Annotated in this window: 23 protein-coding genes; 19 read left to right on the top strand and 4 right to left on the bottom strand. The window is 38.0% G+C overall.

Features of this window, described 5'->3' with window-relative positions; genetic code table 11:
- Positions 1-193 (top strand): hypothetical protein (locus tag HF876_RS18775; protein ID WP_205964104.1); only part of this gene is annotated, 193 nt, incomplete at its 5' end.
- A gap of 19 nt (positions 194-212) precedes the next feature.
- Here HF876_RS18775 and nhaC read toward each other — a convergent pair.
- Both nhaC and HF876_RS13215 read right to left on the bottom strand, forming a co-directional pair.
- Entirely contained in the window at positions 213-1,631 is a 1,419-nt protein-coding gene (nhaC, locus tag HF876_RS13220; RefSeq protein ID WP_169360531.1) for a Na+/H+ antiporter NhaC, read from the bottom strand.
- A gap of 232 nt (positions 1,632-1,863) precedes the next feature.
- Positions 1,864-2,691 carry a thermonuclease family protein gene (locus HF876_RS13215; RefSeq protein ID WP_169360530.1) on the bottom strand — a complete coding sequence of 276 codons (828 nt, stop codon included), beginning with the start codon at positions 2,689-2,691 and terminating at the stop codon, positions 1,864-1,866.
- 180 nt (positions 2,692-2,871) lie between these two features.
- Here HF876_RS13215 and HF876_RS13210 point away from each other — a divergent pair, with 180 nt between their 5' ends.
- The 13 genes from HF876_RS13210 to HF876_RS13150 all read left to right on the top strand — a co-directional run bounded on the left by HF876_RS13210 (position 2,872) and on the right by HF876_RS13150 (position 15,733).
- The gene (locus tag HF876_RS13210) at positions 2,872-3,372 is read left to right on the top strand and encodes a sigma-70 family RNA polymerase sigma factor (RefSeq protein WP_169360529.1); all 501 of its coding nucleotides are present in this window, start codon (positions 2,872-2,874) and stop codon (positions 3,370-3,372) included.
- Positions 3,372-4,667 (top strand): DUF4179 domain-containing protein, encoded by a 1,296-nt coding sequence (locus tag HF876_RS13205; RefSeq protein ID WP_169360528.1) that lies wholly within the window; start codon positions 3,372-3,374, stop codon positions 4,665-4,667. Before HF876_RS13210 ends, HF876_RS13205 begins: the two co-directional genes overlap by 1 nt.
- Positions 4,668-4,795: 128 nt before the next feature.
- The gene (locus tag HF876_RS13200; RefSeq protein WP_169360489.1) at positions 4,796-5,329 is read left to right on the top strand and encodes a hypothetical protein; all 534 of its coding nucleotides are present in this window, start codon (positions 4,796-4,798) and stop codon (positions 5,327-5,329) included.
- A 68-nt stretch (positions 5,330-5,397) separates the two neighbouring features.
- On the top strand, positions 5,398-6,114 hold the full coding sequence (locus HF876_RS13195) for a 3-ketoacyl-ACP reductase (protein ID WP_169360527.1): 717 nt from the start codon (positions 5,398-5,400) through the stop codon (positions 6,112-6,114).
- A gap of 523 nt (positions 6,115-6,637) precedes the next feature.
- Entirely contained in the window at positions 6,638-8,872 is a 2,235-nt protein-coding gene (locus HF876_RS19270) for a YcdB/YcdC domain-containing protein (RefSeq protein WP_169360526.1), read from the top strand.
- A gap of 70 nt (positions 8,873-8,942) precedes the next feature.
- Positions 8,943-9,704 carry an HAD family hydrolase gene (locus tag HF876_RS13185; RefSeq protein WP_169360525.1) on the top strand — a complete coding sequence of 254 codons (762 nt, stop codon included), beginning with the start codon at positions 8,943-8,945 and terminating at the stop codon, positions 9,702-9,704.
- Between the two features lie 70 nt (positions 9,705-9,774).
- Positions 9,775-10,410, top strand: a complete 636-nt coding sequence (locus tag HF876_RS13180) for a FusB/FusC family EF-G-binding protein (RefSeq protein ID WP_169360524.1) — start codon at positions 9,775-9,777, stop codon at positions 10,408-10,410.
- 612 nt (positions 10,411-11,022) lie between these two features.
- Complete coding sequence (locus tag HF876_RS13175; protein ID WP_169360523.1) at positions 11,023-11,505, top strand: PTS sugar transporter subunit IIA; 483 nt, start codon at positions 11,023-11,025, stop codon at positions 11,503-11,505.
- Positions 11,506-11,605: 100 nt separating this feature from the next.
- Positions 11,606-13,048 (top strand): N-acetylglucosamine-specific PTS transporter subunit IIBC, encoded by a 1,443-nt coding sequence (gene nagE / locus HF876_RS13170; RefSeq protein WP_169360522.1) that lies wholly within the window; start codon positions 11,606-11,608, stop codon positions 13,046-13,048.
- A gap of 92 nt (positions 13,049-13,140) precedes the next feature.
- Positions 13,141-13,416 (top strand): HPr family phosphocarrier protein, encoded by a 276-nt coding sequence (locus tag HF876_RS13165; protein WP_169360521.1) that lies wholly within the window; start codon positions 13,141-13,143, stop codon positions 13,414-13,416.
- The gene (gene ptsP / locus HF876_RS13160) at positions 13,404-15,113 is read left to right on the top strand and encodes a phosphoenolpyruvate--protein phosphotransferase (protein ID WP_169360520.1); all 1,710 of its coding nucleotides are present in this window, start codon (positions 13,404-13,406) and stop codon (positions 15,111-15,113) included. Before HF876_RS13165 ends, ptsP begins: the two co-directional genes overlap by 13 nt.
- 98 nt (positions 15,114-15,211) lie before the next feature.
- Positions 15,212-15,487, top strand: a complete 276-nt coding sequence (locus tag HF876_RS13155) for a DUF1292 domain-containing protein (protein WP_169360519.1) — start codon at positions 15,212-15,214, stop codon at positions 15,485-15,487.
- Between the two features lie 99 nt (positions 15,488-15,586).
- Entirely contained in the window at positions 15,587-15,733 is a 147-nt protein-coding gene (locus HF876_RS13150) for a hypothetical protein (RefSeq protein ID WP_169360518.1), read from the top strand.
- Between the two features lie 301 nt (positions 15,734-16,034).
- Here HF876_RS13150 and HF876_RS13145 read toward each other — a convergent pair whose 3' ends face one another.
- Entirely contained in the window at positions 16,035-17,384 is a 1,350-nt protein-coding gene (locus HF876_RS13145; protein WP_169360517.1) for a BclA C-terminal domain-containing protein, read from the bottom strand.
- A gap of 147 nt (positions 17,385-17,531) precedes the next feature.
- Positions 17,532-18,614, bottom strand: coding sequence for a glycosyltransferase family 2 protein (locus HF876_RS13140; RefSeq protein WP_169360516.1), 1,083 nt, complete (start codon positions 18,612-18,614; stop codon positions 17,532-17,534).
- A 128-nt stretch (positions 18,615-18,742) separates the two neighbouring features.
- Here HF876_RS13140 and kynU point away from each other — a divergent pair, with 128 nt between their 5' ends.
- The 5 genes from kynU (at position 18,743) to HF876_RS13115 (ending at position 25,219) form a co-directional block, all read left to right on the top strand.
- Positions 18,743-20,011, top strand: coding sequence for a kynureninase (gene kynU / locus HF876_RS13135; RefSeq protein WP_169360515.1), 1,269 nt, complete (start codon positions 18,743-18,745; stop codon positions 20,009-20,011).
- Between the two features lie 14 nt (positions 20,012-20,025).
- Entirely contained in the window at positions 20,026-20,880 is an 855-nt protein-coding gene (gene kynA, locus HF876_RS13130; protein WP_277347115.1) for a tryptophan 2,3-dioxygenase, read from the top strand.
- A gap of 12 nt (positions 20,881-20,892) precedes the next feature.
- A complete protein-coding gene (gene kynB / locus HF876_RS13125) occupies positions 20,893-21,519 on the top strand; it encodes an arylformamidase (RefSeq protein ID WP_169360514.1) in 627 nt (208 codons plus the stop codon).
- Positions 21,520-22,039: 520 nt separating this feature from the next.
- The gene (locus HF876_RS13120; protein WP_169360513.1) at positions 22,040-23,428 is read left to right on the top strand and encodes a protoporphyrinogen oxidase; all 1,389 of its coding nucleotides are present in this window, start codon (positions 22,040-22,042) and stop codon (positions 23,426-23,428) included.
- A 180-nt stretch (positions 23,429-23,608) separates the two neighbouring features.
- Entirely contained in the window at positions 23,609-25,219 is a 1,611-nt protein-coding gene (locus tag HF876_RS13115) for a glycosyltransferase family 4 protein (RefSeq protein ID WP_169360512.1), read from the top strand.
- Positions 25,220-25,320: the final 101 nt, after the last annotated feature.

Here is a 25,320-nt window from a genome sequence, read left to right as displayed (position 1 = left end):
AAAAGCGAGGAGGCAGCTCCACAGCCACCGGAGCTTTTATCCATTTGACCCCGAGGGGCAAGGCGCAGTAGCTAGACACCAAGAAAAGCGAAAGCGCCTATCCCTGCCCCGACAGGCAAATGGGAAAATGCGAGGAGGCAGCTGCTTTTACATAGAAATCGATTCTTCTAAAAATAGAAGAATCGATTTTTAAATTTTGCGTAACCCATCTATTAGGCTGTCGGTACTTCTTTTGTAGAGTGTTTAGGCTGTTTCTTTTCTTCCTTCATGGAAAATCCTGTGAGGCCATAAAGAAAAGTAAAAAGTGGGGTGAGCATAGCTAAAAAACAAAATGGTAGATACGTTAATGTCGGTACTCCTAGCGTAGTTGCAGTGAAGACACCACTTGCTGTCCAAGGCAGCAAAGCACAGCCCTGTGTTGCGGTATCTTCCATAGCCCTTGAAAGATTTTCAGGCCGTAAATTAAACTTATCAAACAGTGGTTTCATGAATGTTCCAGTCATAACTCCTGCAAACGAGAAGCTTCCCCCAAGACCGAGTGTAAAATAGGACATGATCATCGTTACAAAAACGAGTAATGCTCTACTCTTGATCATTTTAATTATAGAATCAATGATGGTTACTAGCACTCCCGAGATATTCAATAAACCCCCTAAGCCAAGGGCGAAAATAAAGATTGCTACCATTGGCAGCATGCTTACTAATCCCCCTCGCTGTAGTAAGGAATCAATCGCTTCAATACCTGATTCTACAAAAAAGCCATTATAAGCTACTCCCAAAATACTTGTCATATCTATACCTTGGTAAAAAATAGCGACAAGGGCACCTGCGACTCCTCCTAAAAAAACTGAGATAATAGCAGGTTGTTTCGTAATTAGTAGTACAAAGAGGAAAAGGGCTGGAAGCATGGAGATTATTCCTAGATTAAAATTAGCTGCTAAATATCCAGTCAAGCTATTAACTTCAGCTGAATTAACAGCTGCCACTTCGGTATTTAAACCAATAAGGGTAAATATAATTGCTGATAAAACGTAGGCGGGAACAGTTGTCCAAAGCATATGCTTTACATGGGTAAATACATCTATACCAACGACTGCTGCAGCGAGATTTGTTGTATCGGATAAGGGAGAAAGCTTATCCCCAAAGTAAGCTCCACTTACTATTGCTCCAGCTGTCATCGCCAGAGAAACATCTAAGCTTTGACCTACCCCAATCATAGCAATCCCTGCTGTTCCTAAAGTTGCCCAAGAAGAGCCTGTAGCCATTGAGACCACAGAACAAAATAAAAGAGTAGTTACCAAGAAAAATTGAGGAGAAATAGATTGAATTCCATAATAGATTAAAGTAGGAACTGTACCAGATGCTATCCATGTACCGATTAATATCCCTACTGCCATCAATATTAGGGAAGGCTTAAGGGCTTTAAGCATGGAAGCGAACATTGCTTTTTCAATTTCTTCATAAGAATAGCCAAGACGCAAAACAAAAGGAATGAGAACAACGATCGCAGTGAACAGCATAATTTGAATAGGGGCTTCCAATAGTATTAATCCAGTGGATATAACCGCAACCATTAAAATGAGGATGAATAATGAATAGGATAAAGATGGTTTTTTTATTGTTTTTTCCATTTAATCACTCCTTTTATTAGATATAAAATCAAGAATTGAAGCAAATACTATGTTGTTATATTATTCAGGAAATATATTAATGGTAACTAGATACCCTCTTTTTGTGTATTATTAACATTTTTTTGAGAATTTTTTGTACATTTTTCTAAATGGAGCAGGTTGAGTGGGGGCTTTTTAATAAGTTAGAAATAAAAGAAAGCCCCATCACCGGGTGATGGAGCTGATGATATTATTATCTTTGTGTTGCTCGGAACCCTGCTGCTTCAGCTTCTTCCTTACTGCAAAACATTTCTTCGGCAACTGTCATTTCATAATATTGCTGACCAGGGACATGATAGATTTTCTCACCCTTAGAATTGATATTACCTTTTATTGTACAATCAGTAATACTATTCGGTTTCTTTTCCTCATTAGCTTTTTTAACTGCTTTCACTTCTACAACCGCATCTTTATCGTAGCCACTGTTCGTAACATAATTCTCCACTGACCATATCCCGATTGCTTGCTGTTGAGCTTTTTTCTGAATGGCTTCAAACCAGTCTACATGCTTAGTATTAGGTGCGTAAATGTAAGCAACTCGGGCAAGACCTTGTTTTAACAGTTCTTCTTGCAGACTCTTTCCATCAGAAGTATAGATATAAGCAAGAAGCCGGTTATATTTATCCCTATAGGAAACATCGAACTCTAAAAAGACTGTATCCTGTCCTTTCAGTAATTGTTTCGTAAAATCCTTTGCATCCTGTCCAAAAGGCTGTTCCCCCAGCTTAGGATGGTTAGTTTCGGGAGTGTCTATCAATAAAAAACGCACGTTTTCATTTGCACCATTGTATTTTATTTTGATTGTATCGCCATCGATCACGCTGACCAATGGAAATTCTTCAAGCTTAGATACGTCATGAGTAGTGCTCGACGTAGCTTCAGAGAATTCTTTTTGTGGAGCTTTCTCAGCTTTCTCTTGCTCAGTGATTGGATTTTCGTCCCCCACCACTAACTGATCTATACTGCTGCATGCTCCTAGTAAGATGGTTAAGGATAAAATATACATAATCCATTTTTTCATGTTTCATACCTCTCTCTTTCAATCGGTCACTATCTTAACATACAAGTAAAAGAGAGTGAAAGAGAAATAGAAGAATTCAGTACGTAAGACGTAGTCATTTTCCATTTAAATATTTTTTATTTACATTGAACGTTTTTATATAAATTAACGTCTAACAGTTACAAAAGAGGGGGAACAAAAATGGAGCACCTAGTTAGGAAAGCAATCACAGGAGATGACGATGCTTTCTTACAGCTAATGCAAATACATCGTGATGTTTTATATAAAACTGCCTTTATATATTTAAAAAATGAACATGATGTGTTGGAGGCTCTTCAGGAAGTGACGTTTCGAGCCTATACCAAGCGTCACCAAGTAAAGGAGCCGTCCTTCTTTCAAACATGGCTAGTGAGAATCCTGTTGAATTATTGTATGGACACATTGAAGAAGCAGGGCAATTTATTTTCGTTAAATGAAGATGTAGAAAAAGAACAACAGTCCTCTAACCAGGATCTTATGCTTGCACTTAGAGAGTTGCCGAGTGCACAACGAGAGCTCATTCATTTAAAATACTTTAATGATTTAAAGGTGAGCGAAATCGCAAGAAGGCTACAAATTCCAGAGGGGACAGTTAAGTCAAGATTACATCATACGCTAAAGAAAATTCGTGTTTTTATGGGAGAGAGAGGGGGCGATGTTTAATGACCAACGTAAAACAAATTAAGCATTTAGTAAATGAACAAATGGAAGCTATCCAGGTTAGTTCAGCTACTGGAGACGCCATATTAAACGGTATTAAGATAGCACAAAGAAAAAAACAGCGCAGGTCTAAGATAGGATTTAGCCTCTCAGCTATAGCCGTGCTTTTCCTTGGCTTCGCCTTTATGACACGCATTTCTCCAGCCTTTGCCCAGATTTTTGAGGATGTACCGGGCTTGGGGGCTATTGTAGCAATCGTAGAATATGATAGAGGGGTAGAAGATAGTGTCAGAAACAACTATTTTGAGGCAATCGGTGTTTCTGCAAAAGAAAATGATGTTACTTTTACGTTGGATGGGGTGATAGCAGATGATACTGGTATGCTACTTTCCTATACCCTCGAGTCTCCTAATACCGTAAATGGTTATCATCTCGGAGACACAGTCCTGCTCCAAAATGAGGAAAAGCTTGGTCTTGCTTATGTAACTTCTGAGCATGCCCAAAAAGAAGTGGTCCAAAAAGTGGAGAGCACCATTAGGATTTCTGACCCTAGTGGCGCAATCGATTATAATAATCCAGCCTTTACATTAAAGTTTTCAATACGTGGAGAAGAGGATTTAACATTTGTCATACCATTTGAGTTAAAAAATAAAATTGCAAAGCCAAAGCATTACAAGCTAAATCGTGAGGTGGTAGTAGAAGGACAAAAATTTACTGTAGAACAGGTGAAAATATCTCCTTTGCATGCTGCGATTGATATAATAACGGATCCACAAAATGATATGGTTATTTTTGATTTTTCTTCTATTAAGTTGCAGAATGAAAGTGGAAACGTATGGGGAAGTGGATCCACATCTATTAGTGGCTTTGGAAGTGCTGACACTACGAAAAGAACAATTTATTTAGAAAGCAATTATTTTCAGGAATCAGAAGAATTATATTTAATTATCGGTGATATTTTGGCTATGCCAAGGGATGAGCGAGAGATCGTTATAGACTTTGATAAAAAAGAAGTGGCTTCTATATCTAAACAATATCCTTTGCAGCTAGAAATAATAGATGAGTCTAGTTTTAAGGTAGTTTTTGATAAGCATTTAGGTTTTAATCAAACAATTTTCACTAACGGCGAGGATAGAAATGGCCGTAAAGTTCCGCTAGCTATATCTCATCGAATTTCTGACACAACCAATTCTCAAGTGTTTACTTTAGAGCAAGGAGCCAAGAATAATCCAGTAACCTTTGTACTGCAGGGATATCCTAACTATTTGGAGAACGATACACGCATTAAGGTTAAATAGGGAGTGCTTAAAACACAGTCATTAAAAAAAGAAATTTAATACCATTTAGGGCGCATTGATTAAAATAATAAAATAAATACCATTTAGTTTCTTGTTGTGGGATAATTAGGTAAAACATGGGAGGTACTATGGCACTTTTTCTAGGAGTATTATCTATGTTGTTTGGTTCTCTTTTTATGTCATTGACAGTTGATGAGCTAGGTTCGATTGGTAACTTATTTTTATTGATCTATGGGATAGGTTTATTTTTGCTTGGTGCATTGGTGCTTGGCTCGAGAAAAACGAAACGAGTAAGAAAGCCTATGAACATCAAACGAACAGGTATTTCCTTAGCTGTTTTAGGGCTCATTTTATTATTTGGAAGTTACATTCAGAAGAATATACCTCTAGTCTACCTTGGCTCTATCCTATTAATAGCTGGTGTTATTTTTATGCTAACTAAGCTTGAAGAAGTTCAGTTAAAAGTAAAGCCAATAGTAATATGCATATATATGATTACATTTGGAATGGTGATGGTTATCACTACATTTTTGGGATTACCAAATGAAGATTTAAGAACCTTCGGATTTGTCCAGTTAATGCTGGGGATTATTTTTGCCGTGCTTGAAAGCGTGAAGGAAATAAAACCTCCAGCTAAGCAAATGTCCTTTAAAGCAAAATAATATATTTTTTCTCCAAATGAGGGTACTCTAAATGTGTGAGAAAAACTTATACATAAGGAGAGATTTGCATGCAAGCAATTACAGGGAAAACAGCATTAATCACTGGTGCAGGTCGAGGCATTGGTCGCGCAACAGCTATAGCCTTTGCTAAAGAGGGTATTAACCTAGGACTTTTAGGAAGAACAATCGAAAACTTAGAGGCAGTTGCAAGTGAGCTACAAACATATGGTGTAAAAGTTTCCATAGCTGCTGCTGATGTATCCAACATGGAATCTGTGAACAGTGCAGTTGAAAAAATTCGTGGGGAGCTTGGCCCAATCGAAATCTTGGTAAACAATGCCGGCATCTCTAAATTCGGTAAATTCCTTGAAGTAGATCCAGAGGACTGGGCTAAGATCATTCAAGTAAATGTGATGGGCGTGTACTACGTAACTAGAGCAGTACTACCAGACATGATCGAGAAAAATGCAGGGGACATTATTAATATCTCTTCTACTGCTGGACAAAAGGGAGCTCCAGTTACAAGTGCTTATAGTGCATCTAAAGCTGCGGTAATCGCACTGAGTGAATCTCTAATGCTAGAAGTAAGAAAGCAAAATATCCGTGTTGTTACATTAACACCAAGCACTATTGCTACAGACATGGCAATCGAATTAAACCTGACAGACGGAAATCCAGAAAAAGTAATGCAACCAGAAGACATCGCTGACTTTATGGTAGCTCAGCTGAAAATGAACCCAAGAATTCTGCTTAAATCTGCAGGACTATGGTCAACTAATCCATAATAATTATAAAATGGTCGCGATGAAAATCGCGGCCATTTTTTGTTTTTAATCATGTCAGCTCGGACTCCTACAATGTCTGGCTAGATTACTACAATCAACTCAAACTTTACGACAATCGAGCAATGGATTACGACAATGCCACCACGAATTACTACAATCCAAATGGACTACGATAATGACCGGAGAGATTACTACAATCAACTCAAACTTTACGACAATCGAGCAATGGATTACGACAATGCCCACATAATTTACTACAATCCCTTTTTCACTTCACGACACTCTCCCAAATAGTTCTTTGTCACCCACTCTAAATACTCTTTTACCTCTCAAGTCAAAAAAACTTATTTTAATTGGAATATTCTAATTTTATGGAGCATATATATAAATAAGTTTGTGTTTAAAAGGGAGGAGAGTTAGGAAACAGATTATGTTCAAGCAACCTATTCCATAGATAAGTTAATAGACAAGCATAGGAAGATATAGATATGAAAATATAGTAATAAATTGGGGGACTATTTAGGTGAGATTAAATAAGCTTGGGATTATTTTAACTTCATCGGCATTGACCGTTGGGTTATTTTCTACTACTGTAAGCGCTGCTCCAAATGGGACGAATCAGACTAGTAAACCGATTGTACAGGTAGCTGCTTCAAACGTTGTTTATACAAAGGACGATTTAATTAAAAAGTTTCGCTCGTATTTTCCAAAGCAGTTTGATTCATTGAAAAGCAGTGATTTTCAGATGAGTAGTGGCAATTATTATACTCCAGAGGATGAGACATCCCGGTATAGTCTTAGCTTTACCCAGACAATAGAAGGTAAACGAGTTTATGGAAGTGTTGGGTTTGTTGGAGATAATTTAGATATTGAGCATTTTTCATATTCTCCACCAATTGGATCAGATGCCTTATTCCCGGCAAAGGTATCTAAGGACGAAGCTAGAAAATTAGCCGTAGACTTTGTGAAAACCTTGTTGAAGGAGGATTCCTATCAGCTCGAAAGCGATAATAATTACTATTATCCAACAAGAATTTTAACAGAACCAATTAACTACTCTTTTTCATTCACTAAAACTAAAAATGATATATCTATATCCGATAACCGTGTAGATATAAATGTTCTTGGAAACGGTCAAATTACTAGTTTTTATAAATATCCCTCTACACAAGAAAAGAATACATTTGATGAAGTAAAAAATATTAAGTCTGAAAAAGATATATTAAACAAATTAAAAGAGAATCTAGAGGTAGAGCTTCAATACCAGGTAAATATTGACTATCAATCGGGAGAACGTACGGTTAAGCTAGTCTATCAACCGACAGGTAATTTTCTTGGATTGAGTGCTGCTACAGGTAAGTGGTTAACTCCAAATGGATATACGGATCAATTTCCATCCAAAACAAAGCTTAAAAAGATTGTAGAGAAGCCTCTGCCTGCAAAGCAGAAGGGGATCACTATGGAACAAGCGAAGAAAGCAGCTGAGAAGCTGTTAGAAAATAAATCTGACAAGCTTAAATTAAGCATTCAATCTATTGATGAGATTGAGAACTATAATGGTCAGACGGTTTACAGTATTCAGTATATGTATAACCATAGAAACGGTGGTAGCGGTGCTAGTATTGAAATTAACAAGGCTACTGGGGAAGTCATTCAATATCACAATATGTTAGGGTATTTAATGAATGAACTTGGAGAGAAACAGGAAGTTGCCAAGCCAATTTCTCAGAAGGATGCTTTAGCGAAAGCAACAAGCTATATTAAAGAATGGATTCCTTCTTACTTACACAACTTTAGTATGCCTGTCGATGAGCCTTATTATGAGGAAAATATGGGCGCATATAACTTCTCCTTCCCACGAGTTGTTAATGGCATAATAGTAAGTGGAGATTCCATAAACGTTGGAGTTTCAGCAGATGGTTCCTTGAGCAGCTTATATGTAAATGAACAAAAGGTGGAAGAGTGGCCTTCTCTTAAGGAAGTGATTTCCGCAAAAGAGGCAAAGACACTTTTAAATAATTCTTTAAAAGTTAAACTGAATTATTCAAAGCAAATGCAAAAGAAAGATAATAAACACTATGACTTACTGTATGTGCCTGTATATAACGACAGCTCTTATAGTACTCTAGATGCTACGACTGGTAAATGGAGCAGTCTGTTTGGTGGAGAGCAAAGCTCTGTGGTTGTTTCTCATCCAACTGCACAGGAAGAGCTAAACTATCTAATAAGCACAAAAATTTTAGATGTAAAAGATGCTAAGGCTTTTAATGGAGATGCAGCTATTACGAAGGGCGAGGCCTTAAAAATATTAATGAATTCCTTAACCTACTTCTATGAGGGAAGGTATTATTATGGCAATGAAACGGTGGAGCAAACATTCGATAATATAGATCCAAAACATCCATTATTTCAGTTGATTGAACGTGCTGTAAGTGCTGAAATTATAAAAGCGGGGGATAAGAAGTTTGCTGTTGATTCACCAGTAACAAGAGAAGAACTTTCTGCTTGGTATATCCGTGTGCTAGGGCTAGAGCATGCGGCTAAGCATTATGATATATACAAGGTTAACTTTGAGGATACAAATAAAATTAAATCCGACTACATTGGTTATGTAGCGTTAGCGAATAAGTATGGTTTATTTGCTACTGAAAAAAATCAATTTAATCCGCAACAGGAAGTTACTTATGCGGAAATGTCGGTTTCTACTATACGCTTAGCCCATGAAATTGCTAAAAAGGGAAGATACAATAATTATTAATCATTAAGCTAGGAGCCCTCGTTGAAGCGAGGGCTTTTCTACTTCTATCATTTGGTTAGTGGGGTGTAAAATGGTAAACAGATGGATCACTTTTGATTTAGATGGAACGATTATGCAAAATCCTTTTATTGATTATGTATTTCCTGAAATACGCAATGCCATTTGCGAGGAGAATAGGAACTTAACAAATTGTGTAGAATCATTTGTTGCTGAGCATAGAAATCGCCTGAATCAACGACAATATGTGGAGGCATATGATTGGGAAGAAATCATTACTTCCTATACCCAGTTACATGAGTTAAATTTGTTGATTAACGTGGAAGAGATAGTAAAAAAACACTGTGTTCCAGGTTCCATCTATCTTTTAGAAGAGGGGATTTTAGGGGTACTGCAGGAGCTAAAGCTAAGGGGCTATACTCTTGCGATTATAACAAATGGCTACTCTAAATTTCAGATGCCAGTAATGAATGCTTTAGGACTGACCCCGTATTTTGATAGAATAATTACACCTGACATGATTGGCTATGCAAAGCCAGATGAGGGAGTATTTATGGAGTTAGGCGAAGTTGTAGCTCATATAGGAGACCGAATTGATCACGATATTATACCTGCAAATACTTGGGGTGCTAAGGCAATCTGGATTAACAGAAGCTTACCGGAGCAACTTAAGTCTATCAAGCTAGAGTTAAGAGCCCGACATGAAATGCTAAGGGATATTATCCTAGCTAAACTGAGTAGAGAATCACAGGTTAATTTAAGAGCTATTCCAAGAGAAGCTATACCTTATTCTGTAATTTATAAATTGGAGGAGCTATTGGATATTTTTTTGTAACTTCACTTGCACTTACTTACAAAGGTTGGTAATTTAAGTAGTATCAAAGTTAAAGTAGGGAGTAAGAGCAATGGAGCAGTTCATGGTACCAATTCAATATAATATATTAAAGGAACAAGCCAAAAAGTTAGTAAAAGGTCTCGGTGTTACTAGGGATAGATCCGTTATAAAAGCATTAAAAGAACTTGTTCAGGAAAAAAGTGCTGAGGTTTTTATAGGTTTAAATGAAGAACAGCAAATGTTAATCGATAGAGTGTTGGAGCTAGAAAATAAAGAGCAACTCGAAGTGTATTTGGCAGAAGCTAAGAACTACGTTATTCCTTTCCCAGAGATTACGGGACAAACCATTAAAAAGTTTTTTCCAAAAGATAAGAAACTCAAGGCACCTAAGCTAACAGTTGAAGAAAGAAGCAGCATAGTATATTTTTGTATAACTGACATAGGTACTAACCGTAAATATATTATTTATGAAAATGCTGGTGAGCTTTTTGGAAGACGGGGAACATACGGAAACCAAGTGAAAAAAGGCATTTGCGCCATCTGTAACCACTTAGAAGAAGTAACCTTGTTTATGATGAATTCCAAAAAAGGTAGTGAGGGGACATTCACAAAGCAAGGAAATACGATCTGCATGGATAGCATAAAATGCAATGAAAATATAACAGATTCTACTAAGCTGACAGAGTTTTTTAGCAATGTAAAATAATTCATAAATGCTCATTGATAGAAGCAAGTCAATCAATGAGCATTTTTTATATAGCTTAGTTAAAGTATTTTGACTAAAAATTCTATTTTATAGTGACTGTAGACATTATAAAAGTGACTCTCAAATGACTATTATGATTATAAATAAATTATGAAATTGGGGTTGGTGACAGTTTTTTTGCTTTGTTTATGCGAGTAAATTGATTAGCGCTTTACCGATGCTAAAGCTGTTCCCATTTATTGATTGGAACGCCAGACGGCGACTCCTACGGGATGAGTGAGACAGATAAGACATCACAACCACGCGCGTAAGCGATGGGTGATGGCTTATCGCTCACCCCGAGGAAAGCGTCCGGCTGGGGCGAAAATCAATTCTACTCTCATTTTAAGATTTCTTTTTCTATGATCATAAATCAACCCTACTCTTTAACATAGCCTTTTATATACACCCCTTTGAAGATTCCTAAAATAGTTCAATCAAACAACTTATTAAAGAAGCAGGCATTAATTTTATGCCTGCTTCTTTTTCTGTTCTTTAATGTGGGACTAGACAATATATTGGTGTATAGGGATATGTAAGCGTGTTAAAAGACGGATAAAGGGGACCAAAAGTATGCTTTCTAAATTCTTCTCTAAGCAAAAGCTGAATATCTACGCACCGGTTAGCGGCAGGGTAATCCCCCTAGATCAAGTTCCAGATCCAGTATTTAGTGAAAGGATGCTAGGTGAGGGGGTAGCTATCCTGCCAGTTAGCGGAGATGTTTTCGCTCCTTGTGATGGTTCTATTATTCATCTTGCGACCACAAAGCATGCGATCGGTCTTCGAGCAGGAGATGGGACGGAGATACTCATTCATATCGGTTTAGAGACCGTGTCCTTGGGTGGACAAGGCTTTACTGCATGTGTAGAACAAGGCGACATAGTAAAAAAAGGACAATTACTAATCCAGGTAGATTGGGATTTTTTACGTGAAAAAGCCATAAATCTAGTAACTCCTATTGTAGTGACTAATAGTAACGAGAAGAAGGTCAATTTAATAGACACTCCACAAGCTGAAGAAGGAAAAACAATTCTTATGACGGTTTCTTCGAAATAAACGAATAGAGGTGAAAGTAGTATAAGAGTTTGTGGAATTAGTTAAGGCAATCATTATCTTTTATCCCATGAATCTATGAAAAGAATAGGAGATGCAAACAATGAAGAGCTATATTCAAAGGCTTGGTCGTTCATTAATGCTTCCAGTTGCAGTACTACCTGCTGCAGCAATATTGCTGGGAGTGGGGTATTGGCTCGACCCGACAGGCTGGGGAACTGACAATGTAGTTGCCGCTTTTCTTATTAAAGCAGGCGGGGCAATATTAGATAATCTAGCGGTCCTTTTTGCGGTTGGTGTGGCGATTGGACTTTCGAAGGAAAGAGATGGTGCGGCAGCACTTAGTGGGCTAGTTGCATTTTTAGTCGTAACTACTATGCTTTCTCCAGCTACCGTTTCCTTGCTTCAAGGAATTGATGTGGGCGAGGTAGATGCAGCATTTGGAAAAGTAAATAATGCCTTTGTCGGAATCCTTTCAGGAATGATAGCGGCTGCAATGTTCAATCGCTTCAGTCATGTAAAGCTTCCAGACTTCCTTGCTTTTTTCAGTGGAAAACGAATGGTACCAATTGTTACTTCTTTTGTAATGCTGGCTATTTCCGTAGCCCTATTCTTCATTTGGCCGATTGTTTACGGAGGGTTGGTTTCATTTGGAGAAACAATCAGTGGGCTAGGAGCAGCGGGAGCAGGGCTTTATGGCTTCTTCAACCGTCTTTTAATCCCAACAGGTCTTCATCATGCTTTAAACGCAGTTTTTTGGTTTGATACGATCGGAATCAGTGATATTAAGAATTTTTGGTCAAGCACAGGGGAAAAAGGGATAACAGGTATGTATCAAGCAGGTTTTTTCCCAATCATGATGTTTGGTTTACCAGCAGCAGCGTTAGCTATGTACCATACAGCTAAAACGAAGCGGAAAAAACAAGCGGCATCCTTAATGCTTGCGGCTGGTTTTGCATCCTTCTTCACTGGTGTAACAGAGCCTCTTGAATTTGCCTTCATGTTCTTAGCACCTGCTTTATATGTGGTTCACGCTGCTCTAACAGGTCTATCCTTATTTATTGCTGCATCCTTTCAGTGGACAGCCGGATTTGGTTTTAGTGCAGGTTTTATAGATTATTTCTTAAGCTTGAGTATTCCAATCGCCAACCAGCCTTATATGCTCATAGTGCAAGGATTGGTATTTGCAGTTATTTACTATTTCTTATTCCGTTTCCTAATTATAAAATTCAATTTAAAAACACCTGGAAGAGAAGATGAGGATGAGGTAGAGGTAGTAACAGAGGCAACTTCTGCTGATAATAAGTTTGCAGTAATGGCTGCTAAAATTTTTGCTGGACTTGGTGGCAAGGAAAATGTAACATCTGCAGAGCATTGTGCTACTCGTTTACGTGTAGAAGTTAAAAATATGGATCTAGTAGACCAAATGAAAATCAAATTATCCGGGATTCATGGCATTAATGTAGTAGGGCCTAAAAGTATTCAAGTCATTGTTGGCACAAACGTTCAATTTGTTGCTGATGAGGTAGATAAATTGAGAAAGTAAAAGATTATATGAGTAATTAAACTAACTTAACATAGGCCGACTCTGGGAGGAGTCTGCCTCTTTTTTCTATTAAGGATTATGGAGGAGAAGCGATGGAAAGACATTTTAAAGTTACCGCTACAGAGGGTATACATGCAAGACCAGCAGCTATACTAGTTTCAGCGATAAAACCATTTATTTCAGCGGTTGAGCTGAAATATAATGGCCAATCTGCAAACTTACGATCCATACTTTCTGTGATGACTCTTTGCGTTCCAGTACACGCAATGATTACGATTGTCGCCGAGGGAGACGATTCCAAAGAGCTGTTGGATAAATTATCTGAAGTGATATTTTCACAAGGAATTGGTGAAGGATGCGAGAACTAGAGGGAATTGGCGCTTCAAGTGGATTGGCTATTGCTCCTGCATATTGTTTAATTGAGCCCAATCTCATCTTTGACCCAAAGGGAGTCCAGGATACTGAGGTTGAAATGGAACGATTGAAACAGAGCATCTCTAATACTAAGAAACAGTTAAAGCTTATTTATGATTCTACCAAGCAATATATGGGGGAACAGAAGGCAACCATTATTGCTGCTCAGGAATTAGTGTTAGAAGATCCTGCCTGGTTAACTGCAATTTGGGATCAAATCAAACTAGGCAACAATGCGGAGATGGCCCTAACTAAAGTTGCCGATGTATATGCAACGACATTCGCTGAAATGGAAAATGACTATATGAAAGAGCGGGTAGCTGACATTCGAGATGTGGCCAAACGTATGCTGTCCAATTTGTTAGGCGTAAATTTACCCGACCTTAGTTTAATTCAATCAGAGGTAATACTAGTTGCAGATGATTTAGTTCCCTCTCTTACAATCCAATTGAATAAGCAATATATAAAAGGAATTGTCACGAACATTGGAGGAAAAACCTCTCATTCGGCTATATTGGCGCGTTCACTTGATATTCCAGCGGTAGTCGGTACAAAAAAGGGAACATTAGATATAAAGCATGGTATCCCTCTCATAGTAGATGGAGAAATGGGAAGAGTAATTATTGATCCTGTAGATGATATAAAAAGGTTTTATTTGAATAAACAAAAGGTATTAGTAGAAGGAGGCAAGTCTTTAAGTCATTACCTTTCTGTTCCTAGCACTACTGCCGATGGTCATACCGTTCATATCGTTGGAAATATCGGTAATACTCATGATATAGATGCCGTACTCGCTCATGGAGGAGAGGGTATTGGTTTATTTCGTACAGAATTTCTCTATATGAACAGAAGTGAGCTGCCAACTGAAGAGGAACAATTTGATGTCTACCGAACAGTGTTTTTAAAAATGCAGAATAAGCCTACTGTTGTTCGTACAATGGATATTGGTGGAGATAAGGGTTTATCATATTTAGGTCTTCCTAAAGAGAGTAACCCGTTTCTAGGGTATCGGGCAATTCGTATCAGTCTTGATAGACAGCACATTTTTCGGACACAGCTACGTGCGCTATTAAAGGCTAGTATTCACGGTAATTTAAAAATTATGTTTCCGATGATTTCAATACTTGAGGAGTTTCGACTTGCCAAATCTATTCTGTTAGAAGAAAAACAAAAGCTTTTAAATGCAGGAATTCCTGTCTCAGAGAAAATTGAGATAGGCATGATGGTGGAAACGCCTGCTGCTGCAATGATTGCCGACTTTTTTGTACAGGAAGCTGATTTTTTTTCCATTGGCACAAATGATTTAATACAGTATATGTTTGCAGCTGATCGCATGAACGAGCAGGTTTCCTATCTATATCAGCCCTACCATCCTGCTATTTTAAGAGCAATTCAGATTGTGGTAGAAGCAGCACATAAGAATGGCAAATGGGTTGGGATTTGTGGAGAGATGGCAGGAGACCAAATAGCTATCCCGCTTTTATTAGGACTTGGAATAGATGAGTTCTCGATGAATCCTTCTGCTATTTTAAGGGCTAGATCTCAAATTACTAAATTAAACAAAGAAGAATTAAGCGAACACCTTAAGCACATATTAACGTTGGCTACCGACAAAGAAGTATCACAATATGTAAAAGAATATCTTCTGTGATCTTACTTCTTTCTTTTTGCTAGTAAATGTGTAATGATGAAATATCAAGTGAAAGTAAAAAGGGTACTTGAATAGAACTTTGTTAGGAGGAGATTGGAATGGAAGAAAATACTGGAAAAGTAGAAATTGGCGACATTTTTACTGTAATTGATGAAAACGATGAAGAACAGGATATTGAGGTTTTAGGTTTACTAGAAGTCGAAGGTGAAATCTATGCAGCTGTTGGCTTTGCTGATGAAATTCAAAAAGAAACAGAGGAAGATTTCGATGTGTTCTTTTTACGTATAGAAGGCGAAGATGAACTAGCTAATATCGAAAGTGATGAAGAATTTGATAAAGTATCTGCTGCATTCATGGCTGCAGAAGCTGAATAAAGATATTGGCCCCCACGTAATTTGTGGGGGTCATTTTTATTTATGTATATATTGAATGGTAACGGAGATGATAATTAGGTAGAGAAAGGGTGATCCAATATGGAAGATTACAAATTTGCAGAGTTAGATAGCGAGCAGTTAATGGAATTGCATGAATTAGAAGAAAAGCTAGGTGTAACATTAATAGCCTATAATGCTTACTTTAGTGATCCAAGTATTACCACAGATCATTCGGCGACTATTTAAATAGGAAAACCAAAATGACAATCTCTCTTATAGATGGTTGTCATTTTGGTATTAAGGTTTCATAATTCCTATTTTCAGGTGAAAATGAATAGAAAGTAGTGATTGTTTTATAAGGGTAAGTTAGGGATGATTTGACATACGCTTTAGGGTGCGGTTGCGGTGTTTTATTTCTCTCACTAATCTCAAAGTATGTCTCTGCCTGCCGAGTCAATTAAAAAATAAGTATTAAAGGAGCAATCCCTTTATAGGGAATTGCTCCTATCTCTAGGTTTTTGTAGAAAAATAGAATCTCTTTTTAAAACTAAGTCAATCTTTGCAAAATAAGCGATGCATTTACGTTTGTTTCATTACCACCGTCTTCGATTGATAGGAAAATTGGAAGATCAGATGAATGGTTTCTTACAGTAATAACATTTCCTGCATTTAAGAACACGATTGCTTGCCCATTATTTTGTTGAGTACCAGCACGTGTACCGTAAAGTGTTTCCGGTAGTGGAGTTTCATTAACGAATATTGCAAATTGGTTATTCTCGATTCCTGTAACGGAATAGGTGATTAGATAATATCCTGTATTACCTATAGTCACAGTTGCTGTACCTGGTGCATGAGTAATGTCACCAACTATAGGTCCATTAGTATCGAAAGTTACTGAACCTCCAACAGGTACTGTTTGTGTAGATCTATTGTATACATGTGCAAATTCAGTAATAGCTGGTGTTCCATCTGCACCAGTAGCGCCCGTAGCCCCGGTAGGTCCAGTAGCGCCCGTAGCTCCAGTAGCTCCGGTAGCCCCAGTAGCCCCAGTAGCCCCAGTAGCCCCGGTAGCACCCGTAGCACCCGTAGCCCCGGTAGCCCCGGTAGCCCCGGTAGCCCCGGTAGCCCCGGTAGCCCCGGTAGCCCCAGTAGGTCCAGTAGCGCCCGTAGCTCCAGTAGCCCCAGTAGCACCCGTAGCTCCAGTAGCTCCAGTAGCGCCGGTAGGTCCAGTAGCCCCAGTAGCACCCGTAGCTCCAGTAGCTCCAGTAGCGCCGGTAGGTCCAGTAGCCCCAGTTACACCCGTAGCTCCAGTAGCCCCAGTAGCACCCGTAGCCCCAGTTGTTCCAGTAGCTCCAGTAGCGCCGGTAGGACCAGTTGTTCCAGTAGCTCCAGTAGCGCCGGTAGGACCAGTAGCCCCAGTTACTCCGGTAGCTCCAGATACTCCAGTAGCCCCAGTAGCTCCAGATACCCCGGTAGCGCCAGTAGCTCCAGTAGCTCCAGTAGCTCCAGTAGCTCCAGTAGCCCCAGTTACACCAGTAGCTCCAGATACCCCGGTAGCGCCGGTAGCCCCAGTAGCGCCAGTAGCGCCAGTAGCGCCAGTAGCTCCAGATACCCCGGTAGCGCCGGTAGCTCCAGTAGCCCCAGTTACACCCGTAGCTCCAGATACCCCGGTAGCGCCGGTAGCCCCAGTAGCCCCAGTAGGTCCAGTAGCTCCAGATACCCCGGTAGCCCCAGTAGCTCCAGTAGCGCCGGTAGGTCCAGTAGCCCCAGTTACACCCGTAGCCCCAGTAGGTCCAACAGGTCCTCCTGCAGGTCCCGTAGGCCCAGTAGGTCCAGTAGGACAATTTCTACATTTATTACAATCATCATTTCTGCTAAAGTAATTATTTAAATCCATTGTTTCACCTCCTCTCTGTCACATCCTATTCGTTGAAAATAGATTGGAGGAGGTCAAAGGACTACTTGTCTAATTAAATTTCAAAAAAAAGCCACTTTTTTTGAGAAAAGTGGCTTTAAATAGGTAAAATGGTTAATATACTAGGTTCTATTCTTCTAGGCTATCTTTTAATATTTGATCAAAGTATTTTTTATTTCCTATTATTCTTTCATCGGTCGGTCTATATTTTCTTGCTTCCTCGTTATGAGAGTGAGCAATTCTATGTTCTTGAATTCGATCATAAAGAACGCAAAGTTGCAGGTGAGGTAACCAGGTAGAGAAATTAGTATTTTGGAAACTGAGTAACTCTTTATTCTTATAGTTAAGAGCTTCCTTATACCAATAAATAGCCTCATGATTTTTATTTTGTTCCATAAAATGGTATCCTATTCTGCAACAAGCCTCTGGGCGTGGTATATCATAGGAAAGAGTTCTTAGCGTTGATAATAATGTTTGATGATGGTTGCCTAATTCATAGTAGCAGTCAGCAAGCTTGAAGCATGCTCTTATATTATCTTCAATCCATCCCTGATTGGACTGTAGAAATAATTCATAGTAAGTAATTGCATCATCATACTTAGCATGATCCATTAATTCGTTTGCAAAATAAAACGTATCACGTGGAGTTAGTTGTTTGCCGTCATCTATCATTTTTTGGTAGATACTTAAATTTCTATTGGAATCATGACTCAAAGGCAGATGACTCACTGCAACATCACTATCTAAAAGGTTACCTTCTACTGCTAAATATTCGTGGACCTGACCTATCCATTTAAATTGTTTTTTTCTATTAACAAGTCTATACCTACGTAATAGATAGGTTACATTCCCATTTTCATCGAAGGCTAAATGGTACTTCATAGAAATAGCGTCATAGGAATGATCAAGAGACGTTTTTAGTTGTTTTAGCTTATTTCGATCGTCCTCTGTAAAAACATCATCTGCATCGAGCCACAATATATATTCTTTGGTTGCTTGCTCAAAAGAATAATTTCGAGCCGCAGCAAAATCATCTATCCACTTAAAATCAAATATGCGATTTGTATATTGTTTAACTATTTCTTTTGTTTGATCAGTTGAGCCAGTATCGACTATATTAATTTCATCAACTATGTCTTTAACTGATGCAAGACATCTCCCAATAACTTCTTCTTCATTTTTTACTATCATACATAAACTTATAGTAATCATATTCAATCCCCCTTTGCTCCTTATATTTATATGTAAAATGTAAGGAGCCGGTTCTTTTATATCGCATACATATGTATGCCTGTTTTTGGTATAATAGAAAGAAAATTCGGTAAAAGGATGATACTTGAATGGAATGTACTATCGAATTCGCTAGAAAGCTTGATCAAGAGGATGATATAAATCATTATCGTCAAGAGTTCTATATCCCAGCAAATACTATATACATGGACGGCAATTCGCTAGGACTTTTATCTAGACGAGCTGAATTAGCCGTTTTAAATTTATTGGATTCATGGAAAAATTTTGGAATTGATGGTTGGACAAAAGGTGAGCATCCCTGGTTTCATCTTTCTGAAAAGCTTGGGGAAATGTGTGCCCCATTGATAGGAGCTATGCCAGAGGAAGTAATAATTACGGGTTCCACGACAACTAATCTACATCAGTTAATCGCTACCTTTTATAAGCCTCAAGGCAAGAAAACGAAAATTGTAGTAGATGAACTGAACTTCCCATCTGATCTGTATGCTGTTAGCAGTCAGCTATCCTTACATGGGAAATCACCAGAAGAGGATATTGTAATGGTGAAGGGGAAGGATGGGCTTTTACTCGAGGAAGACATAATAGAAGCAATGACTGAAGAAGTAGCCATGATTGTATTACCTAGTGTTCTATATAGAAGTGGCCAAATTTTAAATATAAAAAAGCTGACAGATGAAGCACATAAAAGAGATATTTTAATTGGCTTTGACCTATGCCACTCGATTGGGGCAATTCCTCATTCTTTAGATGAATGGGGAGTAGATTTTGCGTTTTGGTGTACTTATAAGCATTTAAATGGAGGTCCGGGATCTGTAGGTGGTCTTTATACAAATCAAAAGCATCTTGGCAAGAGTCCAGGACTTGCAGGCTGGTTTGGCTCTCGAAAAGAGAAGCAATTTGATTTAGAAATCTTCATGACACCTGCTGGCCAAGCTGGTTCTTTTCAAATAGGAACCCCTCATATATTAAGTGCAGCCCCTTTGTTAGGCTCTCTCGAAATATTTGGGGAGGTGGGCATACACAAAATAAGGTCAAAGTCAGAGCAACTAACAGAATTTATGAGAATTCTAATAGAGAACGAGCTAAGTAACTTTGAATTTACAATTATTACACCAAGTGAAAGAGAACAAAGAGGTGGTCATCTGTTTCTAATGCATAAGGAGGCAGCAAGAATATGCAAAGCGTTAAAATCTAGGAATATAATTCCTGATTACCGACCTCCTAATGGTATACGCTTGGCACCTGTAGCTCTATATAACACGTTTGAAGAGGTTTGGAAAACTGTAAATATATTAAAAGAAATTATGGAAAAGAAGGAATACTCCCAATATGATAATGAAAGAGAAGTAATAGCCTAGAAAGGGGAAAGCTTTTGTCTAATCCAATTGCTAATTCTGAAGAGAGAGAATCTAACGAAAACGGGATTCATACAAATTTTGTACAGGATATGACTTATGGAGATTACCTTAAACTGGATACCATTTTAGCTAGTCAAAATACGTTATCTACTCATCACGATGAGATGCTTTTTATAATTATTCATCAAGTGAATGAATTATGGATGAAGCTTATTCTTCACGAATTGACTAGTGCTATTCAAGCTATTCAAGAGGATCACTTACAAACAGCCTTTAAAATGTTAGCGAGAGTAACAAAAATACAATCACAGTTAATTCAAGCCTGGGATGTATTGTCTACTTTAACTCCTGCAGAATATTTAGAGTTTAGAGATCATTTAGGGAAGTCATCCGGTTTTCAGTCTTATCAATATCGTAAAATTGAGTTTGCTCTAGGGTACAAAACAGCACACATATTAAAAATTTACGAAAAGGATAAGTCGTTACATTATGAGCTAGGAATAGCATTTAAATCACCAAGTATTTATGATGTGTCCATTGACTGTTTGGCTAGAAGAGGATTTCCTATTAATCCGGATTTATTGAAAAGGGATTACTCCATCACGTATTCCGGTGACGACAGTGTCGCTGAGGCATGGAAGACAGTATACAAAAATGTTGATCAGCATTGGGAGCTTTATCAGTTGGCAGAAAAGTTAATAGACATTGAGGATTGGCTGCAGCAGTGGAGATTCCGACACATGAAAACAGTAGAACGAATTATTGGTTTTAAAGTAGGGACAGGGGGCTCTTCTGGAGTAAATTATTTACGAAAGGTACTAGATCATCGTTTTTTTCCAGAGTTATGGGATTTGCGAACTAATCTATAGGGGTGAGGGAATATGTCTAATAAGTGGATAGATATTACGCTACCATTGTCTAAAGAAATTGCGGTTTGGCCAGGAGACACACCATTTAGCTTTGAAGTGGTGCATACTAAGCAACAAACAGGTTCAGTCAATATTGGCCAGATTACTGCAAGTGTGCATACCGGGACTCATGCGGATGCACCATTTCACTTTAATAATAGCGCCGATACGATAGATAAGTTAAATATTAATAATTATATTGGAACAGCTAAAGTCGTTGATGTAACAGGCTTAGACTTGATTGGTCGTGAGGAATTAGAAGGCTTTCATTTAGATGGTACAAAACGGTTATTATTGAAAACGAAAAAAGTGACCAATGTGGAACAGTTTCCTAGTTCCATACCTTTGTTAAGAGAGGATATAGGTAAGTTTTTACAAGAAAAGGGGATATTTTTATTGGGCTTGGATATTCCTTCTGTAGATGATATTGAAAGTAAGGAGCTTCCGATACACCATACTTTATATCAGCATGGAGTAAATATTATCGAAAACCTATACTTGCAAGATGTTGCGGAAGGGGAGTATGAGTTAATCGCGTTGCCCTTAAAAATAGTTGGAGCAGATGGAAGTCCGGTCAGAGCTGTTCTAAGAGCACTTTAAATCTTAGATCAGAGAGTAGAATTGATTTCCGCCCCAGCCGGACGCTTTCCTCGGGGTGAGTGATAAGCCATCACCCATCGCTTACGCGCGTGGTAGTGATGTCTTATCTGTCTCACTCATCCCGTAGGAGTCGCCGTCTGGAGCTCCAATCAATAAATAGGAACCTCTTTGATGCATCGATAAATTGGTTATAAATTTACTCGCTTAAACAAAGCCGAAAAACTGTCACCAACCCCAATTTCATAATTTATTTGTCATTTGAAGGTCACTTATATAATGTTTACAGTCTATATATAAAAAGAATTGTTAGTCAAAATCAACCTATAACTTTAACAAAGCTTTTTAAAATAACACCAAAAAGTATGTATAGCGACTGCCTCCTATTAGATTAAATTTGACAATCCTGTAAACGTTCCTTCAAAATCATCCTGGAGAGTGAGAGAAATCATACTATATCCTTTTATACATGTTTATACTTAAGATAACATGGTATGTATGAAGCACAGGAGGAGTGATTACTTTGAAAAAGGTAGTTGTCGTAGGTGGGGGAATAACGGGACTTTCAGTCATGCATTATTTGCACCAGCTTAAAAATGAAAAATCCTTACAATTTGAAATGACCTTGATCGAATCAAATGAATACTTAGGAGGCAAGATTCATTCCGTACATAAGGATGACTTTATTATGGAGGTGGGCGCAGATTCTATAGTCGCGCGTCATGAATCAGTATTACCTTTAGTGGAGGAACTGGGATTAGAGGATGAGCTAGTATATAATGCAACAGGAATTTCTTATTTATATACGAATAATGAACTGCATGCCATTCCGGCTGATTCTGTGTTTGGGATTCCTACAAGTGTAGAATCGCTTGAAAGTAGTACCCTTGTGTCAGATGAAGGGAAAGAGGAAGCCTTAAAGGATTTAGATATGCCGAACGAAGGGTTTACGAAGGAAAGCTCTATTGGCTCTTTTTTAAAGCATTTTTTAGGGGAGGAGCTTGTGGAGAAACAGGTTGCTCCTGTTCTTTCTGGCGTATATTCTGGGGACTTGGACAAGCTGACTATGGAAACAACGTTGCCCTATTTGGTCGATTATAAAAATCAATACGGTAGTATTATCAAAGGACTCGGGGCTAACAAGGAGCAATTTCAAAAGTCTGCTAATAAGAAGTTTATTTCCTTTAAGGATGGCTTGTCTACACTAATTAACGGTATAGAAAAAGAGCTTATAGACTCTACTATTATTAAAGGCGCTTATGTCACTAATATAGAGCAAAAGGATAGTATGTATTATGTGTCATTATCGGATCATCAAGTAGTAGAAGCAGATTATGTTATTTTAGCAACACCGCATGACGTAGCACAAAAAGTATTAAATCATAAGGAATTAGATACTGATTTCCATAAACTTAAAAACTCGTCTCTCATCAGTATTTATCTTGGTTTTGATATACCTGATGAGCAGCTACCTGCAGAGGGTACTGGTTATATTGTATCGGAAAACTCAGACGTGAAATGTAATGCTTGTACATGGACTAGCCGTAAATGGAAGCATACATCAAAAAATAGTAAGTTATTGGTTCGTATGTTTTATAAGAGCACGAACCCAGAATTTACACAGATGAAGCATATGACTGAGGAAGAACTAATTGAGGTTGCAATGAAGGATATAAGAAATAGTCTTAAGCTAGATGGTATTCCTCAGGTAGTAGAGGTAACAAAATGGAACGATATGATGCCAAATTATCATTTGCAACATGCAGAAGCGATCAAATCCCTTGAGAAAAAAATGAAGGAGCTATTCCCTCAAGTATTATTGGCTGGTTGCTCATATTATGGAGTAGGAATTGGCCCTTGTATCAAAAATGGTAAAGAAACAGCGGAACAAATTGTAGAAAAGATGAAGTAATGCAAGACAAGATTACAGAGGACATCCCAAAGAAGAAATTCTTTGGGATGTCCTCTTCTGTTTTTCTGCTCAAATGAATGGTTCTTTATTGTAAAAAGAGTAACTAAGAGTGCAAATAAATCATACATATAGAAAGTATGAGGTTAGGTTTGTTATAAAAAACAGTAAGGAGCACAAATTATGCCTACAAGCTGGTATCAAGCAATCCCTGAAATTGTAGACTTAGTAGTAAAAGACGCCCCAAGGTCAATTTTAGATATAGGTGTTGGATTTGGAAAATATGGATTATTATTAAGGGAAGTTTTTGATATCCCCTATGAACGGTATGAAAAGGAATCCTGGCATCTTCAAATGGACGGTATAGAAGGCTTCAAGGAATATAATAATCCAGTACATGACTATGTATATAATAATATTTATTATGGGAATATTTTCGAGGTGCTTCCTACTTTAACGAAGAGATACGATACTCTCTTATTGATAGATGTACTGGAGCATTTCGATAAAAAAGATGGATTGCAACTAATAGACGACTTATTAAAAATCACGAATAAATCTATTATTATATCAACCCCGCTATATCCAGCAGTGCAAGGGGAGTACTTAGGGAATGATCTAGAAACCCATAAAAGTCGGTGGAACATCATTGACTTCATTGATTATGATTTCAGATATAGTCAGGTAAAAATTCATGATAACGGGGCAAGTTTATTTAAAATATATCCGTCCCCTCAGAAGAAGCCTTCTTCTCCAAAAAATCATTTAAAGATTGGCTACCTTTTACCTCACCAGGGCTTAACCGGAGGAGTGAAGATGCTGTTATCGCAAATGGAAATGCTTCGCAAAAAAGGGCACCATATAACCGCATTTTTAAGAGGTAATTTGGAACAGGAGAAGGTCATTCCTTCTTGGTCAGATCTTGAAGTGGATAAGGAGGTTATTATCCCTTACGGTGCACCGACAAATAGCTATGTAGAAGAGTGTGACATAGTCGTCGTAGGTTGGGTATACCAAATGGCGGAGCTAAAGGATGTAAAGCCTGCAGTTTTCTATTGGGAGCAAGGGCATGAAAGATTATTTGGAGACATTCCTGAAGTAAACTATGAAGAAGTAAGGAATACATTAAAAAACTATTATAAAACGGGGATCCCTGTTGTAAGTGTATCTAACTGTATCGCTCATATATTGAAAACTAAATATGGCCTGGATACCGAGATTATTCCTAATGGGATAGATACTGAAGTTTATAGACCTATAAGCAAGATAGATGTTAGTGAAATACCAACTATTCTACTGGTGGGCAACCCAAGTCATGAATTTAAAGCATTTGGGGATGCTATGATTACTTTGAATTTATTATGGATTAAGGGTTATAAGTTTAAGGTGAAATGGGTGTGTCAATCGCATCCTGGTTACACTACGAATTTTCCTATGGAATTAATTGTCCATCCCCCTCAAGACGTTTTAGTGCAAAGCTACCAAGAAGCTGATCTCTTTTTATTTACCTCGCTTTACGAAGGCTTTGGAATGCCTCCTTTAGAAGCAATGGCTTGTGGGTTGCCTGTAGTAACAACAGATTGTGGAGGAGTAAGGGAGTTTGTGATTGATGGCTATAATTGCTTACTGGCGGATCCTGGAGATACTCATCAATTATCAGGGCATTTGGAGAAGCTTCTGAATGATATGGAACTAAGGAAAATGTTAGGCGAAAATGGAAGGCAAACTGCATTAAGCTTTCGATACGAGCATGTAGTAGATCAAATAGAGGAATATATGAAGAAAATTATATAGGATATAAACTAATTTATTTAAACTAATCTTCTTACATCTTCTAAACATTTATTCTTAACTGAAGTGCCCAAAATAAAAGATTAAAAAACGAGGATGATTGT

The sequence above is a fragment of the Psychrobacillus sp. BL-248-WT-3 genome (assembly GCF_012843435.1).
Classification (GTDB): domain Bacteria; phylum Bacillota; class Bacilli; order Bacillales_A; family Planococcaceae; genus Psychrobacillus.
This window is presented reverse-complemented; position numbering and strand designations above follow the sequence as displayed.

Excerpts from the sequence above, each read along its gene's own strand:
- nagE (WP_169360522.1), top strand. The coding sequence starts at position 11,606 with ATGAAGAGCTATATTCAAAGGCTTGGTCGTTCATTAATGCTTCCAGTT.
- HF876_RS13185 (WP_169360525.1), top strand. The coding sequence starts at position 8,943 with ATGGTAAACAGATGGATCACTTTTGATTTAGATGGAACGATTATGCAA.
- HF876_RS13200 (WP_169360489.1), top strand. The coding sequence starts at position 4,796 with ATGGCACTTTTTCTAGGAGTATTATCTATGTTGTTTGGTTCTCTTTTT.
- HF876_RS13115 (WP_169360512.1), top strand. The coding sequence starts at position 23,609 with ATGCCTACAAGCTGGTATCAAGCAATCCCTGAAATTGTAGACTTAGTA.
- ptsP (WP_169360520.1), top strand. The coding sequence starts at position 13,404 with ATGCGAGAACTAGAGGGAATTGGCGCTTCAAGTGGATTGGCTATTGCT.
- HF876_RS13150 (WP_169360518.1), top strand. The coding sequence starts at position 15,587 with ATGGAAGATTACAAATTTGCAGAGTTAGATAGCGAGCAGTTAATGGAA.
- HF876_RS13205 (WP_169360528.1), top strand. The coding sequence starts at position 3,372 with ATGACCAACGTAAAACAAATTAAGCATTTAGTAAATGAACAAATGGAA.
- HF876_RS13165 (WP_169360521.1), top strand. The coding sequence starts at position 13,141 with ATGGAAAGACATTTTAAAGTTACCGCTACAGAGGGTATACATGCAAGA.
- kynB (WP_169360514.1), top strand. The coding sequence starts at position 20,893 with ATGTCTAATAAGTGGATAGATATTACGCTACCATTGTCTAAAGAAATT.
- HF876_RS13155 (WP_169360519.1), top strand. The coding sequence starts at position 15,212 with ATGGAAGAAAATACTGGAAAAGTAGAAATTGGCGACATTTTTACTGTA.
- HF876_RS13180 (WP_169360524.1), top strand. The coding sequence starts at position 9,775 with ATGGAGCAGTTCATGGTACCAATTCAATATAATATATTAAAGGAACAA.
- HF876_RS13210 (WP_169360529.1), top strand. The coding sequence starts at position 2,872 with ATGGAGCACCTAGTTAGGAAAGCAATCACAGGAGATGACGATGCTTTC.
- HF876_RS13145 (WP_169360517.1), bottom strand. The coding sequence starts at position 17,384 with ATGGATTTAAATAATTACTTTAGCAGAAATGATGATTGTAATAAATGT.
- nhaC (WP_169360531.1), bottom strand. The coding sequence starts at position 1,631 with ATGGAAAAAACAATAAAAAAACCATCTTTATCCTATTCATTATTCATC.
- HF876_RS13215 (WP_169360530.1), bottom strand. The coding sequence starts at position 2,691 with ATGAAAAAATGGATTATGTATATTTTATCCTTAACCATCTTACTAGGA.
- HF876_RS13195 (WP_169360527.1), top strand. The coding sequence starts at position 5,398 with ATGCAAGCAATTACAGGGAAAACAGCATTAATCACTGGTGCAGGTCGA.
- kynU (WP_169360515.1), top strand. The coding sequence starts at position 18,743 with ATGGAATGTACTATCGAATTCGCTAGAAAGCTTGATCAAGAGGATGAT.
- HF876_RS13140 (WP_169360516.1), bottom strand. The coding sequence starts at position 18,614 with ATGATTACTATAAGTTTATGTATGATAGTAAAAAATGAAGAAGAAGTT.
- HF876_RS13175 (WP_169360523.1), top strand. The coding sequence starts at position 11,023 with ATGCTTTCTAAATTCTTCTCTAAGCAAAAGCTGAATATCTACGCACCG.